Genomic DNA, 17,102 nt, shown 5'->3' on the forward strand with positions numbered 1-17,102 from the left:
AACAATGCACGGCAATGATACCGGCGGCAACAATCGTTATAATGCTTTATACTAAATGTTGGGAGGCGGTGTGGGCACTTCTGCAATATGCAGTTTAACCAAAACTGAGCGGGAATAAATACTAAGGTTATTGGTAGCAGCAAGCTCTTTTGCGGTTATGTCTAAAACAGGAAAGAAATGATGCGCTTCTTTTTCACCGCTGATTCTTTTACCGTAATCTGAGTTATGTGTAAGCTCTTCGGTAATCTGGTTATTAAAAAGCATAGCGCCTATCTGGCGTAATGGTATAACCTGCGTGCAAAGCACAACCAAACATATAACCGCTATGATTTTTCTAACCTTCATTTGGAGCTGCAAATAAAAAACACAATGAGAAAACAGCCAAAAAACTACCTGAAACTTAACAATAAAAAGACAATTGCCGGAAGCTGTTTAAATTGCTCATTCCATGAAACAGTATTGAGGTGCTTTGTAAATTTCTTATCAATTTTCACACCTGGAAAGCGCTATGTACAAAATATTCTTTTAGCTCAAACAGCTTCCTAAATGCTTAACCCGCCGCATATACTTATAACTTCGCCGGTTATATAAGCGCTCATATCGCTGGCAAGAAAAAGGGCAAGGTTTGCCACTTCATCGGCTTTGCCAAACCTGCCGAGTGGAATGTCTTTTAAAAAATTATCAGCGGCAGTACCTTCTTTTAAATAATGCGTCATATCAGTTTCAATAAAGCCCGGTGCGATAGCATTGCAGCGGATATTGCGGCTGCCAAGTTCAAGCGCTATCGATTTTGTAAATCCAATAATGCCAGCTTTTGATGCTGCATAACTTGCCTGGCCTGCATTGCCGCGAATACCAATAATGGAACTCATATTTATAATGTTGCCAGACCTTGCTTTTATCATTGGGCGAATAACCTGTTTGGTCATATTATAAACGCTGTTGAGGTTTACGTTTATTACATCATTCCATTGATCCGGTGCAAGGCGAAGCAGCAAATTATCTTTAGAGATACCTGCATTATTTATGCACACATCAATCTTTCCAAAGTCTTTCAACACATCATTCACCAAAGTTTCGCATTGTGCAAAATCGGCAGCATTGCTTTTATAACCCTTAACTTTTATACCGTCTTTATTTAATTCATTTTCCAGGGCAGCAGCTTTTTCAGCGCTGCTGTCGCTTATATATGTAAAGGCAACCTGGGCGCCGTTTTCAGCTAATTTTTTTACAATGGCTGCGCCAATTCCACGGGCAGCGCCGGTAACAATGCAAACTTTATCCTTCACCATAATATTTTATTTACTTAAAAATAAGCTGCAATGATAGCTACTAACTCTTACAGCCGGAAATTTTATTGTTATTAAAACAATGTACTAAAATAGAACAATAAGTTTTATGTATGACTGTAAAGTTTATATGTTTTACCGCACAAATAAATATCTTCTGTTAGCTAAATTTGTTGGTTTAATTTGTTTCGCTAAAAATTTTTGTTATGAGCGCAACTTCATCAATTCCTGTATTGAGCTGGAAGGAATGCATGCCTGATGCTGATTTTGTAATTAAAATAATAGATGATAAAAACATTCCTTCACGCATGAAAATTCCGCACCGCAACATTGGTTATAAAGTGGCGCTGTTGCTTGAAGGGAAAATGAGCGGCAATGTTGATTTCAGAAAATATGAAGTGGAAGGGCCTGCTGTTTTATTCTCATCACCAGAGCAGGTTGACCATTTAACAGGCCATAAAAATATCAAGATGATCCATATTGCTTTTAGCAAGGATTATCTTTTAAATGATGTAAGAACAACCTTGTCTTGCTGGGAATGCATGTTCAGCCAGATAGTGATACCCGTAATCAATAATAAAGACTTTAATGAACTGAAAACCTATGCCAGCCTTATGCAACAAGAGTTTGCAGAGCTGCGTCATCAAAAAGATTTAGTGATCAGGAACCTTTTAAATGCGTTCTTAATTACTGCAGCAAGACTGGGCACATGCAAAACAAAACTTGCAGTGATGAACTCATCACAGAATAAAATATTACAACAGTTCAGAACGCTGGTAGATGATCATTTTTTAAGCAAGACACAGGTAGCTGAATATGCTGATATGATCTACATTACACCAGGCCATTTGAATGATACAATTAAAATGGTAACCGGCAAAACAGCCAAGCAGCTTATTGATGAAAAAAGAATTACCGAAGCCAAACGTTTACTGTTTTGGGGAGAGCTTAATGCAAAACAAATTGCAGCACACCTGAACTTTGAAGATGATGCTTACTTCAACCGCTTCTTTAAAAAACATACGGGGCAAACACCTTTACTGTTTCAAAGAAATTCCCTTTAAAAGTGCAATAATTCCCTTGATTAAGTAAATAGTTTTCGCAATAACCTTTTCTACTTTTGCGAAATGAAATTGTTAACCTCATTGCTTAAAGTGAACTGTTGTTGTATAAGCATTGAACCTGAAACACTCGCTATATAACAACAAATAGGCAAGACAGCACCGGTTAAACCAATGCAACATTGCGTTGCACTCTTGCGATTTTCTTACCAATTACAAACAATTAAAATTTAAACGTATGATACGTCTAATAAAGGGTATTGTCCAAAGTCAACTGTTTATTTTAATAGCAGGCGCAATAATTATAGGCATCACATACAGTTGCAATGAATCTGCAGCAGAAAACAGCACCGGCGCTATGCCGCCGCCGCAATTGCCTGTGATTGATGTAAAGGCAGCGCCAGCTACCACTTATCAATTATTCCCTGCCTCAATAGAAGGGAAAGTTAATGTTGAAATAAGGCCGCAGGTAGATGGCTATTTACAAAAGATGTATGTGGATGAAGGCGCTTATGTAAAAGAAGGCCAGCCATTATTTAAAATAAATGATGCGCCATACATTGAGCAACTTAATAATGCAAAAGCAAGTTTGCAATCTGCTGAAGCAACATTGCAAAGAGCGAAGGTGGAGCTGGACCGTTTAACACCTCTCGTTGATAACAATGTTATATCTGATGTGCAGTTAAAAACAGCCAGGGCAAATTATGATGCCGCTGTTGCTGCCATTAGTCAAAACAAAGCAATAGTAAGCGCTGCACAGATCAATGTGGGTTATACTTTAATTAAAGCGCCGGTTAGTGGTTACATAGGAAAGATCCCGTATAAAACAGGCGCCCTTGTTGGCAAAACTTCTGCAGAGCCGCTTACTTTATTATCAGATGTAAGTGAAGTGTATGCTTATTTTTCTTTGAGTGAAGCTGATTTCATTGCTTTTAAAAACCAGTTTGAAGGCAATACAATTGAAGAAAAATTAAAGCATGTTCCGCCGGTGGAACTGCAGTTGGCCAATGATAGTTTATATAAGCTAAAAGGAAAAATAGAAACAGTAGAAGGGCAGTTTGATGAAACGACGGGCTCAATAAGTTTTCGTGCAACTTTTCCAAATGCATCCGGCGTTTTACGTTCCGGCAATACAGGTAAAATAAGAATTCCAAAATTATATACATCGGCATTGGTGGTACCGCAGGAAGCCACTTACGAAATACAGGACAAAGTATTTGTTTATGTAGTAAGCGACAGCAATAAGGTTACCGGCACGCCCATCAATGTTTCCGGCAAAACAGCTAACTATTACTTTGTTGACAGCAGCCTTGTATCCAACAGTAAAATTGTTTTATCCGGAATAACTAACCTTCGGGATGGAATGCTTATTAATCCACAACCTGTATCAACAGACAGCTTATTCAAAGCAAGGCCAATAAGTAATTTATAAAATTTGAAAGCCGGTGAAATACAGCGTGGATAAAGCTTTAGACAGGATATAGTTTTATTCACCGGCTTCAAATTCTTTCAGTAATCATTTAAAAAATTAGCAAGGCTGATGAGTGTATCTCATCAGCTAATAAAACTTTTATTCCTGATGTTAAAGCGATTTATTGAACGCCCGGTTTTATCAACCGTTGTATCAATCATATTATTGTTATTAGGCTGTATTTCTTTATACACACTGCCTATTACGCTTTTTCCTGACATAGCGCCGCCAAGCGTTGTAGTAACAGCATCTTATCCGGGCGCTAATGCTGAAGTGGTTGCACGTTCTGTGGCCACCCCGTTAGAGCAGGCTATTAATGGTGTAGAAAACATGACTTACATGACTTCCAATTCAAGCAATGATGGAAGCATGACACTTACAGTTTATTTCAGGCAGGGAACAGATCCTGACATTGCATCTGTGAATGTGCAGAACCGTGTTTCAAAAGCGGTAAGCCAGATACCGCAGGAAGTAATTCAATCGGGCATTTCAACACAAAAACAACAAAACAGCATCATCATGTTCGTTGCTTTGTCAAGCAAAGACAACACCTATGATGAAACTTTTCTGCAGAATTATATCAAGATAAACCTCATTCCGCAAATACAGCGCATACCGGGCGTTGGTGATGCGCAGGTATTTGGAACAAGGGATTATTCAATGCGTATATGGCTGAAGCCGGATAGGTTAACAGCAAACAATTTAACGCCACAGGATGTTACCAATGCCATACGTGATCAAAACCTTGAAGCAGCGCCGGGGCGCTTTGGTGAAAGCAGCACGCAAACATTTGAATATGTATTGAAATATAAAGGCAAGCTTAATAAGAATGAAGATTATGAGAACATCATTATTAAAGCTAATGCAGACGGTTCTTTTATAAGATTAAGAGATGTGGCCCGCGTTGAATTTGGCTCATTCACTTATTCATCAAGCAGCCGTTTGAATGACGGCCCCACTTCAGGCTTTGCTATATTTCAAACAGCCGGTTCAAATGCCAATGATATTCTTACCGAAGCTGAAAAACAGATCAAAGAATTCTCATCATCGCTGCCTGAAGGCGTTGAAACAACCATCATGTATAATTCAAAGGAGTTTCTTGATGCATCTATCGGGCAGGTGAGGGAAACATTGGTTATTGCCTTCATACTTGTATTCATCGTTGTGTTTATATTCCTTCAGGATTTTCGTTCCACACTTATACCAGCAATCGCTGTGCCGGTAGCTGTTATAGGCACCTTCTTTTTCATGCAGCTTTTTGGCTTTACCATTAACCTGCTTACCCTGTTTGCATTAGTGCTTGCAATTGGCATTGTGGTAGATGACGCCATTGTGGTAACCGAAGCTGTGCATACAAAAATGGAACAAACAAAACTGCCTGCCAGGGCGGCCACTATTCAATCTATGAATGAAATATCGGGCGCCATTGTTTCTATTACATTGGTAATGGCTGCAGTATTTATTCCTGTTGGATTTATGCAGGGCCCTGCCGGTGTTTTTTACAGGCAATTTGCGTTTACGCTGGCAATCGCCATTCTTATCTCGGCAGTTAATGCATTAACGCTAAGCCCCGCATTATGTGCATTGTTTTTAAAGAATGAAGAAGAAGGAAGCGGCAATAAAAAGAAAGGTTTTGCCAGCCGGTTCTTCCAGGCTTTCAACGCAGGTTTTTCTGTAATGACAAATCGTTACAAAAGCAGTATATCATTTTTATTAAAAAGAAAATGGGTGGCTGCTGGCGGATTGATTGTAATAACAATTACAACCATATTTCTTATACGGCAAACACCAACAGGCTTTATACCAACAGAAGACCAGGGCTTTATTTTATATGCAGTAAATGCACCTCCCGGAAGTTCGCTCGACAGGACACATAGGGCAACAGTAAAAATCGACAGTATTTTAAAACACTACTCATCTGTTTATAAAAAATACACCGTTGATGGTTTAAACTTTATTTCAAATGCCAATGCATCTCCTTATGCAGCAGGATTTGTGAGGTTAAAACCTTATAAAGAAAGAGGTGAAGTAAAAAGTATAGACCAGCTTACCAATTCCATGATGATGGATGTAAGCGCTGTAAAAGATGTAAATACTTTCTTTTTTACATTTCCCACGATTCAGGGTTTTGGTAATGTAAGCGGTTTTGAATTTATGCTGCAGGACAGGGGCAATCATTCGCTTGATGATCTTGGTAAAACAGCATACTCATTTATCGGCGCTTTAATGCAGCGGCCCGAAATAGCAGCGGCGTTTACCACTTTTTCAGTGGGTAATCCGCAGTTCCAGATTGAAGTTGATAATGAAAAAACAAAACAGCTTGGGGTAAATGTGAGCGACCTGCTGCAAACATTACAGGTTTATTACGGAAGCAGTTTTGTATCAGACTTTAACCGCTTTGGAAAATATTATCGCGTGATGGCGCAGGCCGATGTTCAGTACCGTGAAGACGCATCATCGCTCAATAACATTTTTGTAAAGAACAACAATAATGAAATGGTTCCCGTGAACACACTTGTAAAACTGAAACGTGTTTACGGCCCTGAAACCATTACACGCAATAATCTTTATAATGCTGTAAATATAAACGGTGCGCCCAAGCCGGGATACAGCACAGGCGATGCCATTAAAGCAATTGAAGAAACAGCCAAACAATCATTGCCCAAAGGATATTCTTATGAATGGACAGGCATGACCAGGGAAGAAATAGCCACGGGCAATCAAACAGCCATCGTGTTTTTGCTGAGCATACTGTTTGTTTACTTCATTTTGTCGGCGCAATATGAAAGTTATATCCTTCCGCTGGCCGTGATCTTTACCATTCCTGCCGGTATTTTAGGCGTATATGCATTTATAAAATTTGCCGGTATTGAAAGCAATATTTATGTACAGGTTGGATTGATAATGCTCGTGGGGTTATTATCTAAAAATGCGATACTTATTGTTGAATATGCCGTGCAGCGGCGAAGACAGGGCGCATCTATCATTGATGCAGCGCTCCAGGCATCGCAGCTTCGCCTTCGCCCTATATTAATGACATCCCTTGCTTTTATAGTTGGGTTATTACCATTGGTTTGGGCAACGGGTGCATCGGCTTTGGGCAATCGCTCTATTGGCACCGGCGCAGTGGGCGGAATGCTTACCGGTGTTGTATTTGGCGTATTCATCATCCCTGTTTTATATGTCATATTCCAATACCTGCAGGAAAAAGTAAGCAGTGCGTCAAAAAAAGCAGCGCCTGCATTAAGTGAATAATAAAAAAACAAGCAATGCAACGAATAAATCATTTGTATAAACTTCTATTTATATTTTTTATAAGCGCCTGTACTGTTGGGAAAGAATACCAGCGCCCGACAGTGCAGTTGCCTGAAACTTTTCAGGATAGCGTTACTGCTTCAGATTCAGGCATAGCAGCAATGGAATGGAGAACCTTTTTTAAAGATCCAACATTGATTGATTTAATTGATACGGCTCTAAGCAACAGTTATGATTTGCAGCTTGCTGTTAAGCATATTGAAGAAACAGAGGCATATATAAAGCAGGCTAAAATGAATTATGTTCCTTCTGTTGATGTTGCAGCAACCGCACTTACCACCAATCCTTCAAACAATAGCTTGAATGGTAAAAACCTTGAAAGTTTTATCGGGCAAAACCATGTTGAAGATTACACATTAAACGCAGCCGTATCCTGGGATGTTTATTCCTGGGGAAAAATAAAGTTGCAGAAAGAGGCAGCCCTGGCAGATTATCTTGCTTCTTATGAAGGCGCTAAAACTGTGAGGACAACACTGGTTGCCGAAATTGCAACGGGTTATTATAATCTTTTAATGCTGGATGAACAGCTTGCCATTGCGCAAAAAAATCTTGCATTAACCGATTCTCTTGTGCGGATGATGCAATTGCAAAAAGCTGCAGGGCAGGTAACAGAACTTGCCGTTCAGCAAACAGAGGTGCAAAAGCAAACAGCGGCGCTTTTAATACCGCAGCTTGAACAGCAGGTTGCTATACAGGAAAATGCTATTAAGATTTTATCGGGAAAACTGCCTGCAAAAATTTCGAGGAATGCTGATATCAATTCCATGTATGTGTGGGATGATCTTTCAACAGGGTTGCCTGCTGCATTATTAAGCCGAAGGCCCGATGTGCGGCAAAGTGAAATGGAATTGATGAAAGCCAATGCAAACGTGGGCGTAGCCAAAGCATCCATGTATCCCTCTTTAAATATTACAGCAAGCGGCGGATTGAATGCTTTTAAAAGCAATGCATGGTTTTCCATACCTGCATCGCTCTTTTTTTCTGCGGGCGCCAGCATTGCCCAGCCTGTATTGCAGCACAGAAATCTTAAAACAAAATATGAGGTATCTGCCATACACAGAGATGAAGCTGTAATAACATTTCGTCAAACAGTTTTAAAAGCCGGCGGCGAGGTGGTGAATGCATTGGTGCAATTAGATAAGTTAAAAGCGCAACAGCAAATTTCTTCCAACAGGGTTGATACACTGCACAAGGCAATTGGTAATGCTACGTTGCTGTTCAGAAGCGGCCTGGCAGATTACCTTGAAGTGCTTACTGCGCAAAGCAACTCGCTTTCAGCAGAGCTGACGCTGGCAGATATACAACGCCAGCGCTTATCAGCCGCAGTGGAATTATACCGTGCATTAGGCGGGGGATGGAAATAGCTGCTACGCCGGTTGTACATTTGAGCGCATTAACTGCAATATCTCATCAATATATTTCCGGTCGTTGCTTAACCTTGGCACTTTATGCTGGCCGCCTAATTTTCCTTTATGCTTCAGCCATAAATTAAAAATGCCATGCTTTAAACAATGTACAACGGGCAAGCGCAAGGCAATGTTTTTATGGCGCTTGGCTTCGTAATCGCTGTTGAGATTTTTTAATGATGAATCAAGTTCATGCACAAACTGCTCCATATTGGCCGGTTCTTTTTCAAACTCTATCAACCATTCATGGGCGCCATTATTTTTTTCGCTGAAATAAATGGGCGCAGCCGTATAATCATTTACAAGTGCGCCTGTTTTTTTACTGGCTGCGGCAATAGCCGCATCGGTATTTTCAACAATAATTTCTTCGCCAAAAGCATTAATAAAATGCCTGAGCCTGCCGGTAACTTTTATCCTGAAAGGAAATAATGTGGTGAATTGAATAGTATCGCCCACCAGGTAGCGCCATAAACCGCCGTTGGTGGAAATTACAAGCGCATATTGTTTTCCCAATTGTACTTTAGTCAATCCCACCGTTTCAGGATTTGGTTTGCCATATTCTTCAACGGGCATAAACTCATAAAAAATACCGTGGTTTAAAAACAACAGCATTCCTTCTTCATTAAGATTATCCTGCGCCGCAAAAAAACCTTCGCTTGCATTATACATTTCCATGTACTGAATGCCATCGCCCAGCAATCTTTTAAAATTTTCTTTGTACGGTGTAAACGATACGCCGCCATGCATATACAGTTCAAGATTGGGCCATACTTCCTTGGCAGTTTGTTTACCGGTTATTTCAAGAATGCGTTTTATTAAAACCTGCGTCCATGTGGGCACGCCGGATATAGATGTTACATTTTCATATATGGTTGACTGTGCAAGCGATTCAATTTTTGTTTCCCATTCATCCAATAATGCAATAGCAAGTTCAGGCGTGCGTATCCATTGTCCCCACACCGGCATGTTTTGCATCAGCACGGCGCTCAGGTCGCCAAAAAATATTTCTTCATTTAACTGGTTTACCTGGTGGCTGCCGCCAATTACCAGGCCTTTGCCGGTAAGTAAATTACTTTCAGGATTACATTGATAATAAAGCGTGAGCACATCTTTACCGGCCTGGTAATGACAGTCTTCCAGGCTTTCTTCCGTAACCGGGATAAACTTGCTTTTATCGCTTGTGGTGCCACTGCTTTTGGCAAACCAGTTTACTGGCGAACACCATAACTGGTTTTGCTCGCCGTTCATTAATTTTTGTATCCAGGGTTTTATATCATCATACTCATGAATAGGAATCGCTTCTTTAAACGCTTTTACTGTAAACAGGTTTTTCATGTTGTACTTCCTGCCAAAATCTGTATGTTGGCCATGTGTAACAAGGTCCTGCAAAATTTCACGCTGCGCCGTTATGGGATGGCTCATCCATTCTTCAATGCTGCTGTAGCGAAGGCGCACAAGCTTGGATATGGCAGGAGAAAGCAAGTTCATATCAATAGGGCAAATTAAAGAAATGGTTCTTAATAATGTGCAACACTTTATTAAAACAGCACAGTGCAGTACAATTCCGTTTTCAATATTAATTATCTTCATTTAAACTTGCTACATGAAGCTTATAATTTTATTGATTGCGCTTATTTACCCATTTCAACATTTTAATGCGCAAAGCATAAATCCTGATATTATCACAAAGCCCTGGAATGCCAAATGGATTGATGTGCCCAATACCAATCAGCATGGTTATGGCATTTATCATTTCAGAAAAGAAATTGTATTGAATGAAAAGCCTTCACAATTTATAATTCATGTATCTGCAGATAACCGGTATAAGTTATTTGTAAATGGAGAACTGGTTTCTATGGGGCCGGCAAAAGGTGATCTTTTTCACTGGAATTTTGAAACGGTTGACATAGCGCCTTATCTTAAAAAAGACAATAACATTATTGCTGCTTTGGTTTGGAATTTTGGCGATGTAAAAGCCGCCTGGCAGGCTTCATTTCAAACAGGTTTTATATTACAGGGCAATACAAAAGCAGAAGAAATTTTAAATACGAATAAAAGCTGGAAGTGTATTGAAGACAAAGCCTATTCGCCTTTGCAACCGCAACTGATATATGTTTATTACGCAGCCGGCGCCACAGAAAAAATTGACATGAATAAATATCCTGCCGGATGGGAAACACTAAATTTTAATGATGCCGGATGGATGAATGCACATGAATTATTCATAGGCAATCCCAAAACTGCCAATAACTGGAACTCAAGCTGGATGCTGGTTCCAAGGCCTATACCCATGATGGAATTAACGCCGCAGCGTTTGCAAAAAATAAGAGACCAGAAAAATATAGCTGTTGATGAAAACTTTTTAAAAGGCAATCATACTATAACCATCGCGGCCAATACAAAGGCACATATTTTAATTGACCAGGAATTTCTTACCAACGCTTTTCCTGTTTTGCAATTCAGTAAAGGAAAAGAAGCAGGCATAGAATTAACATACGCAGAAGCTTTATATATGGATGAACCCAATAATACAAACTGGCGTACACAAAATCAAAAGGGCAACCGCAATGAAATTGAAGGAAAACATATAGTGGGCGTGAAAGATGAAATTATTTCAAGTGGCGGTGAACATCAAACCTTTTCTTCTCTTTCTTACAGAACCTACCGTTATGTGGCAATAGATATAACAACAAAAGATGAAGCACTAACGCTTGATGATTTTTATGGCATATTTACAGGCTATCCTTTTAAATTCAATTCAACTTTTTCAAGCAGCGATGCTTCGCTTAATAAAATGCTGGAAGTTGGCTGGCGCACTGCAAGGTTAGATGCGTATGAAACTTATATGGATTGCCCTTACTATGAACAATTGCAATACATTGGCGATGCCCGCATACAGGCATTGGTTAGTTTATATAATTCCGGCGATGACAGGCTGATGCGCAACTGCATTCAGCAAATTGCCAATTCCACTTTAGCGGAAGGCATTACGGAAAGCCGTTTCCCGCACAGCATTCACCAGGAAATTCCAACATTTTCTTTGATATGGATAAGCATGTTGCATGATTATTTTATGTATCGTGGCGACAGCAGTTTTGTAAAAGATAAGCTGCGGGTTTCAAGGCAGGTTTTATCATTCTTTAATAAGCTGCAACAGGCTGATGGCAGTGTGCATAATGCACCCTACTGGGAGTTTACAGACTGGGCCGAAGCGCCGGGCTGGCAAAGCGGCGTGGGCCCGATTGACAGCAGCGGTAATTCTGCTTTGCTCGATCTTCAATTATTAATGGCTTATGAATCTGCTTATGATCTTGAAAAGAATATTGGAATGAATGATTATGCAGTTATGTATGAAAAACAAATTGCACAGCTTAAAAAAACCATTCAGCAAAAGTATTGGGATGATAACAGGAAAATCTTTGCAGATACAAAGGATAAAAAATATTATTCGCAACATGCAAATGCTCTGGCAATAATAACAGGTGTTGCCGAAAACAATATTGCAAAAGAAATTGGCAATAAACTGCTGCACGATTCATCGCTTGCAATTGCTTCTGTTTATTTCAGGTATTATTTATACCAGGCATTAAATAAAGCCGGTTTTGGCAACGATTATCTTAACTGGCTGGGTATATGGAAACAAAACCTTGCAATGGGTTTAACCACCTGGGCAGAGATGGACGATGTGAACCGGTCGCGTTCGGATTGCCATGCCTGGGGCAGCAGCCCAAATATTGAATTGTACAGGATTGTTTTGGGAATTGACAGCGATGCGCCAGGCTTCTCCAAAGTAAAAATTGAACCTCATTTAGGCGCATTAGCCAATGCATCTGGAACGATGCCACATCCAAAAGGTGATATAAAGGCAGTATATGTTTTAACCGATAATAAATGGAATGTAGATATAAATCTTCCGGCAACAATTACGGGGAAATTTGTTTGGAAAGGCAAAGAATATGCGCTAAAAACAGGTGCAAATAAATTTACGGTTGACAAGTAAACTTTATACGTAGTAAATATTTAATTTATACGTATAAATAATTATTTTTGCATAAATATTAAGTTATGGATGCAAAAATTACATTGAGCTTTAATGAAGCTGTTGCTACAAAAGCAAAAAAATATGCCGAGCGGAACAATGTAAGTTTAAGCAGGCTTGTTGAGTTTCTTTTAGAGAAGGTAACTTCTTCCGGCTATACATCTTTCGAAGAATTTCCTGTATCAGATTGGGTGAGGCAGGTTGCCGAAGGTGAAGCTGTGTATCAAACAAAATCCCGTTCACGTAAAGCATTGAAAAACGAATACTACGCTTCTAAAAAATGAAGGTTTTTGTTGATGCAAATATTCTTGTTTCTGTGTTGAATAAAGAGTACCCGCTTTTTACCCACAGCGCCCGCATATTAAGTCTTTCAGGCAATAATAACTTTGAAATTTATACTTCTCCTATATGCCTTGCCATTGCATTTTATTTTGCAGAAAAGAAACACAAAACAAAACCGGCAAGAGAGAAAATTGCCCTGTTGTGCCAGCATATTTTTATTGCCCCGGCAACACAAAGTGCTGTTGAAAAAACCATCGGCAATAAAAAAATAAATGATTTTGAAGACGGGCTTGAATATTACTCAGCCATAGAAAGTAACTGCAGCTATATTGTTACAGAAGATAAAAATGATTTTTATTTTTCTGAGATACCTGTAATGAATTCAAAAACTTTCTTTGAAAAGATTGTAGCCCGAAAATAAATATTACCAGTTACCCATGTGCTCTTTTACAATTCTTTCAGGGTCTTCCGGCTTATGTATTTCCCAATGAGGGTCATATTTTACAAACCAGCTAAGCCATAAGCTACGCGCCAGGCGCATGAGCGGTGGTTGAAGTATAACCAGTACGACAGCATTGCAGCCAAGCCACCAGAAAATACGGTTATCATTGGCCGAAATACCAATAAATATCCACCATAAAATAAAAGTTGCAACTGAAAAAGCAACGGTGAGGCCATAACTTACATAGCCGGTTCCATAATAAAAGCCAACTTCAAGATCGGTTGCCTGGCCGCATAAAGGGCAATGATCATGCATTTTCATGTATTCGCTGCCTTTTAAAGCGTAAGCATTTTTTGACTTGAAAATATCTCCGCGCCTGCAGCGGGGACAACGATTGGTAAGAACACTCAGCAGGTAAGATGGTTTATCTTTTGCCATCCTTAAAAAATTTGTGCAAAGTTAATTTTTTTACCGGTCAAAAGCCGTTAAAACTTTTTCCATCTGCATGCTGCGGCTACCCTTTATTAAAAAAGAGGTGTTTAGAAATTGCTGTTGCTGAATATAAGTGCCCGCCTCCTCAGCCGTGTTAAAATAAGGGAAAGATTGATGTGTTGTTTTAAAATTGCCGCCAACAAGGATCACATTTTCAAAATGATTCTTCTGAATGAGATTAACGAGATTTTCATGTTCATGCACACTTGTTTCACCTAATTCCATCATACCACCCAATACTAAAACCTTGTTATCAGCATGCATGTTTTTAAAATTTTCTATAGCGGCCTTCATGCTCGAAGGGTTGGCATTATAAGCATCAAGAATTATTTTATTCGAATCCTTTTCTATTAACTGCGACCGGCTGTTAGACGGTGCATAACTTTCAATAGCAGTTTGTATTTTTTCTTCCGGTACATTAAAATATTTGCCAACGGCAATAGCGCACAAAACGTTCGGAAGGTTATAATCGCCAACCAGGTTTGTTTTTATAGAGGCGAATGATGCACCTTTTGTAATTGCTGCTTCGAGAAATGGTTCCGAAGTTTTTACCTGTCCGCAAACAATTCCGTTTTTTGTGCCATACCAGGTTATATTATTAATACCCTTGCTCATTTCGTGCAGGTAATCATAATCGTCAAAAGCAAATACAACGCCGTTGTGCGCACGAATGAAATCATACAATTCTCCTTTTCCTTTTCTAACGCCTTCTATTCCGCCAAAACCTTCGAGGTGCGCTTTACCCACATTAGAAATGATTCCATGTGTTGGTTGCACTATTTTACAATAGCTTTCAATTTCTTTTTGATGATTGGCGCCCATTTCAATCACAGCCATTTGCGCATCGGGCTTTATCTTTAAAATTGTAAGTGGCACGCCAATATGGTTATTGAGGTTGCCAATAGTGGTGTAAGTTTTATAATAAGATGAAAGCACTGCATGAACCAGTTCTTTTGTAGTGGTTTTACCATTGCTTCCCGTAATTGCAATAAAAGGAATATTGAATTGCCCGCGGTGAAATTTAGCGAGCTGCTGCAGCGTATCAAGCACATCATCAACCCTGATTAACCGTTCATCTGTAGCATCAACATCTTCATCAATCACGGCATAAGCTGCGCCCAGTTCAAGCGCTTTTAATGCAAAAGCATTCCCATTAAAATTATCACCTTTCAATGCAAAAAAAATATCACCCTTGTTCAGCTTCCGCGTATCGGTTTGAACAGAAGAATACTGCCGGTAAATTGTGTATAGTTCAGGAATACTCAATGTAAAACATTTGCTGCAAGATAGTACGGCAGGTAATAATTGCCAACGTAAATGCCGGTTGAAAATGATAACATATTAATACAGTGATGCATTGTTTTTATTCTTCCATTCATTAAAAACTTTCATCGCATCTTCTTTACCCAATGCTATCATCGGAATTTTCCGGTTGGCAAAATCGTTGTTCATTTCGTGATAAATAAAAGAATCGTCAAACCCAATTCCCGCTGCATCGTAGCGGTCGCTGGCATAATATATAGTTTTTATTCGTGCCCAGTAAATAGCGCCCAGGCACATGGGGCAAGGCTCACACGATGCATATATTTCACAATCCGTGAGATGAAAATGATCAAGGTTTTTGCAGGCATCCCTTATGGCAACTATTTCTGCATGTGCCGTGGGATCGCTATCTGCAATAACACGGTTATTGCCCCTGCCCACAATTACGCCATCTTTTACAATAACACAGCCAAAAGGTCCGCCTTCGCCGTTTTCAATCCCTTTTGCCGCCATATCAATGGCTGCTTTCATGAATTTTTCTTCCTGCGTCATATACTTCATTTAATAAAGTAAGCAACAAAGAAACTTCTTTCTTAGCTTAAAACTTGCAACTCAATATTAACTTCGCCCTATGCAATTCGCAGATGTAATTGGCCAGCAGCATACAAAAAAGCATTTATTGGAAATGGTGGAGCAAAACCGCCTTAGCCATGCTTTACTTTTTCTTGGTAAAGAAGGAAGCGGCGCCCTGCCTTTGGCCCTGGCTTTTGCCGAATACATAAGTTTATTGCCCTTAGCAAAGGAAAGCGCAGGGCCGTCTTTATTTGGGGAACCTGTTGAAGAAATGAAACCGGTTTTTCCAAAAACACCGGAAGATGCCGACGGCTTCATGCAAAAGCAACCGGGTTTTTCTAAAGCCAATAATTATATCCATCCCGATATTCATTTTTCTTACCCGGTAATTCCCAAAAAATCCGGGGATAAACCCATCAGCACAGATTATGCAGAAGAATGGCGGGAATTTATTGGCCAAATGCCTTATGGCAATGTGTACGACTGGCTGCAGTTTATCGGCGCAGAAAACAAGCAGGGTAATATTACGGCAGAAGAATGCAACGACATCATCCGCAAACTGAACCTTAAAAGTTTTGAGAGCGAACATAAAGTATTGGTAATGTGGATGCCTGAATACCTTGGCAAAGAAGGCAACAAACTTTTAAAACTGATTGAAGAGCCGCCTGCAAATACGCTGTTCATCCTGGTTGCCGAAAATGAAGACCTCATTTTACAAACCATTTTAAGCCGCTGCCAGCTTGTAAAAATAAATGCGCCCGACACCGGCGATATTGCAGAAGCTTTGATAAAACGCGGCAACATTGATACCGCTGCAGCACATCAAACCGCTGCTATTGCGCAGGGAAATTATCGCGAAGCATTGCAGTTACTGCAAAATGCGTCCGAAGACTGGCAGAGTTTGCTGCGCGAATGGCTGAATGCTATTTTAAAAAATGGCCCGGCAGCCCAGGTAAAATGGATTGACGAGGTTAATAAACTTGGCCGCGAAAAACAAAAACAGTTTTTGCTCTATTTTATTCACCTCTTACAGCAAAGCATCCGCATACGTTTTGCCGGTAATAATGCCGTTTCTGTCGCCGAAACAGAAAGGGATTTTGCAGAGCGCCTCAATAAATTTGCCCAGGTAAACCACCAGCAGGCAATGATAGAAGAGCTGAACAAAGCTGTATATTACATTGAGCGCAATGCGAATGCGAAAATGCTTTTTCATGCGTTAACCATTAAATTATATCATCTTATACGAAACAATGCCTTAATTTTAACGCCTTAGGATTGCAAATATTTTTAATATTTGCAATATGTGAAGATGAGTTTTTGTGGAGCCGGCCAATGAACAATGGTCATCACGGTTGCGTCGCACACTGCGGCTGGGGGAATATATCCCGGCTGCGGTTTCAAATGCAAAAAGAGTTTACAAATACAAACGTTATACATTAATGAAACGTTTTTTAAATATAAACACTACA

At 39.8% G+C, this 17,102-nt stretch carries 14 protein-coding genes; 8 read left to right on the forward strand and 6 right to left on the reverse strand.

Annotation, left to right across the window (positions count from 1 at the left end; all coding sequences use genetic code 11):
- Nucleotides 1-51: 51 nt before the first annotated feature.
- Nucleotides 52-345, reverse strand: coding sequence for a hypothetical protein (locus tag BM015_RS10365; RefSeq protein ID WP_090658020.1), 294 nt, complete (start codon nucleotides 343-345; stop codon nucleotides 52-54).
- Between the two features lie 197 nt (nucleotides 346-542).
- Nucleotides 543-1,292 (reverse strand): 3-oxoacyl-[acyl-carrier-protein] reductase, encoded by a 750-nt coding sequence (gene fabG / locus BM015_RS10375; RefSeq protein WP_090658024.1) that lies wholly within the window; start codon nucleotides 1,290-1,292, stop codon nucleotides 543-545.
- A 203-nt stretch (nucleotides 1,293-1,495) separates the two neighbouring features.
- On the opposite strand from fabG, the gene BM015_RS10380 reads away from it, so the two are divergent.
- The 4 genes from BM015_RS10380 to BM015_RS10395 all read left to right on the forward strand — a co-directional run bounded on the left by BM015_RS10380 (nucleotide 1,496) and on the right by BM015_RS10395 (nucleotide 8,500).
- Complete coding sequence (locus BM015_RS10380) at nucleotides 1,496-2,353, forward strand: helix-turn-helix domain-containing protein (RefSeq protein ID WP_090658026.1); 858 nt, start codon at nucleotides 1,496-1,498, stop codon at nucleotides 2,351-2,353.
- 235 nt (nucleotides 2,354-2,588) lie between these two features.
- Nucleotides 2,589-3,782 (forward strand): efflux RND transporter periplasmic adaptor subunit, encoded by a 1,194-nt coding sequence (locus tag BM015_RS10385; RefSeq protein WP_090658211.1) that lies wholly within the window; start codon nucleotides 2,589-2,591, stop codon nucleotides 3,780-3,782.
- Between the two features lie 147 nt (nucleotides 3,783-3,929).
- Nucleotides 3,930-7,076 (forward strand): efflux RND transporter permease subunit, encoded by a 3,147-nt coding sequence (locus tag BM015_RS10390; protein WP_090658027.1) that lies wholly within the window; start codon nucleotides 3,930-3,932, stop codon nucleotides 7,074-7,076.
- Nucleotides 7,077-7,090: 14 nt separating this feature from the next.
- Nucleotides 7,091-8,500, forward strand: a complete 1,410-nt coding sequence (locus tag BM015_RS10395) for an efflux transporter outer membrane subunit (protein WP_090658029.1) — start codon at nucleotides 7,091-7,093, stop codon at nucleotides 8,498-8,500.
- A 3-nt stretch (nucleotides 8,501-8,503) separates the two neighbouring features.
- Here the strand turns inward: BM015_RS10395 and BM015_RS10400 are convergent, their stop codons facing one another.
- Complete coding sequence (locus BM015_RS10400; RefSeq protein ID WP_090658213.1) at nucleotides 8,504-10,030, reverse strand: GH3 auxin-responsive promoter family protein; 1,527 nt, start codon at nucleotides 10,028-10,030, stop codon at nucleotides 8,504-8,506.
- A gap of 115 nt (nucleotides 10,031-10,145) precedes the next feature.
- On the opposite strand from BM015_RS10400, the gene BM015_RS10405 reads away from it, so the two are divergent.
- The 3 genes from BM015_RS10405 (at nucleotide 10,146) to BM015_RS10415 (ending at nucleotide 13,284) form a co-directional block, all read left to right on the forward strand.
- On the forward strand, nucleotides 10,146-12,542 hold the full coding sequence (locus BM015_RS10405; RefSeq protein ID WP_090658030.1) for an alpha-L-rhamnosidase-related protein: 2,397 nt from the start codon (nucleotides 10,146-10,148) through the stop codon (nucleotides 12,540-12,542).
- A gap of 65 nt (nucleotides 12,543-12,607) precedes the next feature.
- Nucleotides 12,608-12,865, forward strand: coding sequence for a DUF6364 family protein (locus BM015_RS10410; RefSeq protein ID WP_090658032.1), 258 nt, complete (start codon nucleotides 12,608-12,610; stop codon nucleotides 12,863-12,865).
- The gene (locus BM015_RS10415; protein ID WP_090658034.1) at nucleotides 12,862-13,284 is read left to right on the forward strand and encodes a PIN domain-containing protein; all 423 of its coding nucleotides are present in this window, start codon (nucleotides 12,862-12,864) and stop codon (nucleotides 13,282-13,284) included. Before BM015_RS10410 ends, BM015_RS10415 begins: the two co-directional genes overlap by 4 nt.
- Before the next feature lie 3 nt (nucleotides 13,285-13,287).
- On the opposite strand, the gene BM015_RS10420 is transcribed toward BM015_RS10415, so the two are convergent.
- From BM015_RS10420 to BM015_RS10430, 3 genes are all read right to left on the reverse strand, one after another.
- Nucleotides 13,288-13,743 carry a DUF983 domain-containing protein gene (locus tag BM015_RS10420; protein WP_090658036.1) on the reverse strand — a complete coding sequence of 152 codons (456 nt, stop codon included), beginning with the start codon at nucleotides 13,741-13,743 and terminating at the stop codon, nucleotides 13,288-13,290.
- A gap of 30 nt (nucleotides 13,744-13,773) precedes the next feature.
- On the reverse strand, nucleotides 13,774-15,063 hold the full coding sequence (locus BM015_RS10425) for a UDP-N-acetylmuramoyl-tripeptide--D-alanyl-D-alanine ligase (protein ID WP_090658038.1): 1,290 nt from the start codon (nucleotides 15,061-15,063) through the stop codon (nucleotides 13,774-13,776).
- A 75-nt stretch (nucleotides 15,064-15,138) separates the two neighbouring features.
- Nucleotides 15,139-15,612: a nucleoside deaminase gene (locus tag BM015_RS10430; RefSeq protein ID WP_090658040.1), complete on the reverse strand. Its 474-nt coding sequence runs from the start codon at nucleotides 15,610-15,612 to the stop codon at nucleotides 15,139-15,141.
- A gap of 79 nt (nucleotides 15,613-15,691) precedes the next feature.
- On the opposite strand from BM015_RS10430, the gene BM015_RS10435 reads away from it, so the two are divergent.
- On the forward strand, nucleotides 15,692-16,906 hold the full coding sequence (locus BM015_RS10435) for a DNA polymerase III subunit (RefSeq protein WP_090658042.1): 1,215 nt from the start codon (nucleotides 15,692-15,694) through the stop codon (nucleotides 16,904-16,906).
- Nucleotides 16,907-17,102 lie beyond the last annotated feature (196 nt).

This window comes from Parafilimonas terrae, assembly GCF_900115755.1.
GTDB classification, from domain to species: Bacteria; Bacteroidota; Bacteroidia; order Chitinophagales; family Chitinophagaceae; genus Parafilimonas; species Parafilimonas terrae.

What these genes read in the sequence shown, in the direction of transcription:
- BM015_RS10410 (WP_090658032.1), top strand. Translation starts at nt 12,608, where the DNA reads ATGGATGCAAAAATTACATTGAGCTTTAATGAAGCTGTTGCTACAAAA.
- fabG (WP_090658024.1), bottom strand. Translation starts at nt 1,292, where the DNA reads ATGGTGAAGGATAAAGTTTGCATTGTTACCGGCGCTGCCCGTGGAATT.
- BM015_RS10415 (WP_090658034.1), top strand. Translation starts at nt 12,862, where the DNA reads ATGAAGGTTTTTGTTGATGCAAATATTCTTGTTTCTGTGTTGAATAAA.
- BM015_RS10395 (WP_090658029.1), top strand. Translation starts at nt 7,091, where the DNA reads ATGCAACGAATAAATCATTTGTATAAACTTCTATTTATATTTTTTATA.
- BM015_RS10400 (WP_090658213.1), bottom strand. Translation starts at nt 10,030, where the DNA reads ATGAACTTGCTTTCTCCTGCCATATCCAAGCTTGTGCGCCTTCGCTAC.
- BM015_RS10435 (WP_090658042.1), top strand. Translation starts at nt 15,692, where the DNA reads ATGCAATTCGCAGATGTAATTGGCCAGCAGCATACAAAAAAGCATTTA.
- BM015_RS10380 (WP_090658026.1), top strand. Translation starts at nt 1,496, where the DNA reads ATGAGCGCAACTTCATCAATTCCTGTATTGAGCTGGAAGGAATGCATG.
- BM015_RS10430 (WP_090658040.1), bottom strand. Translation starts at nt 15,612, where the DNA reads ATGACGCAGGAAGAAAAATTCATGAAAGCAGCCATTGATATGGCGGCA.
- BM015_RS10405 (WP_090658030.1), top strand. Translation starts at nt 10,146, where the DNA reads ATGAAGCTTATAATTTTATTGATTGCGCTTATTTACCCATTTCAACAT.
- BM015_RS10385 (WP_090658211.1), top strand. Translation starts at nt 2,589, where the DNA reads ATGATACGTCTAATAAAGGGTATTGTCCAAAGTCAACTGTTTATTTTA.
- BM015_RS10390 (WP_090658027.1), top strand. Translation starts at nt 3,930, where the DNA reads ATGTTAAAGCGATTTATTGAACGCCCGGTTTTATCAACCGTTGTATCA.
- BM015_RS10365 (WP_090658020.1), bottom strand. Translation starts at nt 345, where the DNA reads ATGAAGGTTAGAAAAATCATAGCGGTTATATGTTTGGTTGTGCTTTGC.
- BM015_RS10420 (WP_090658036.1), bottom strand. Translation starts at nt 13,743, where the DNA reads ATGGCAAAAGATAAACCATCTTACCTGCTGAGTGTTCTTACCAATCGT.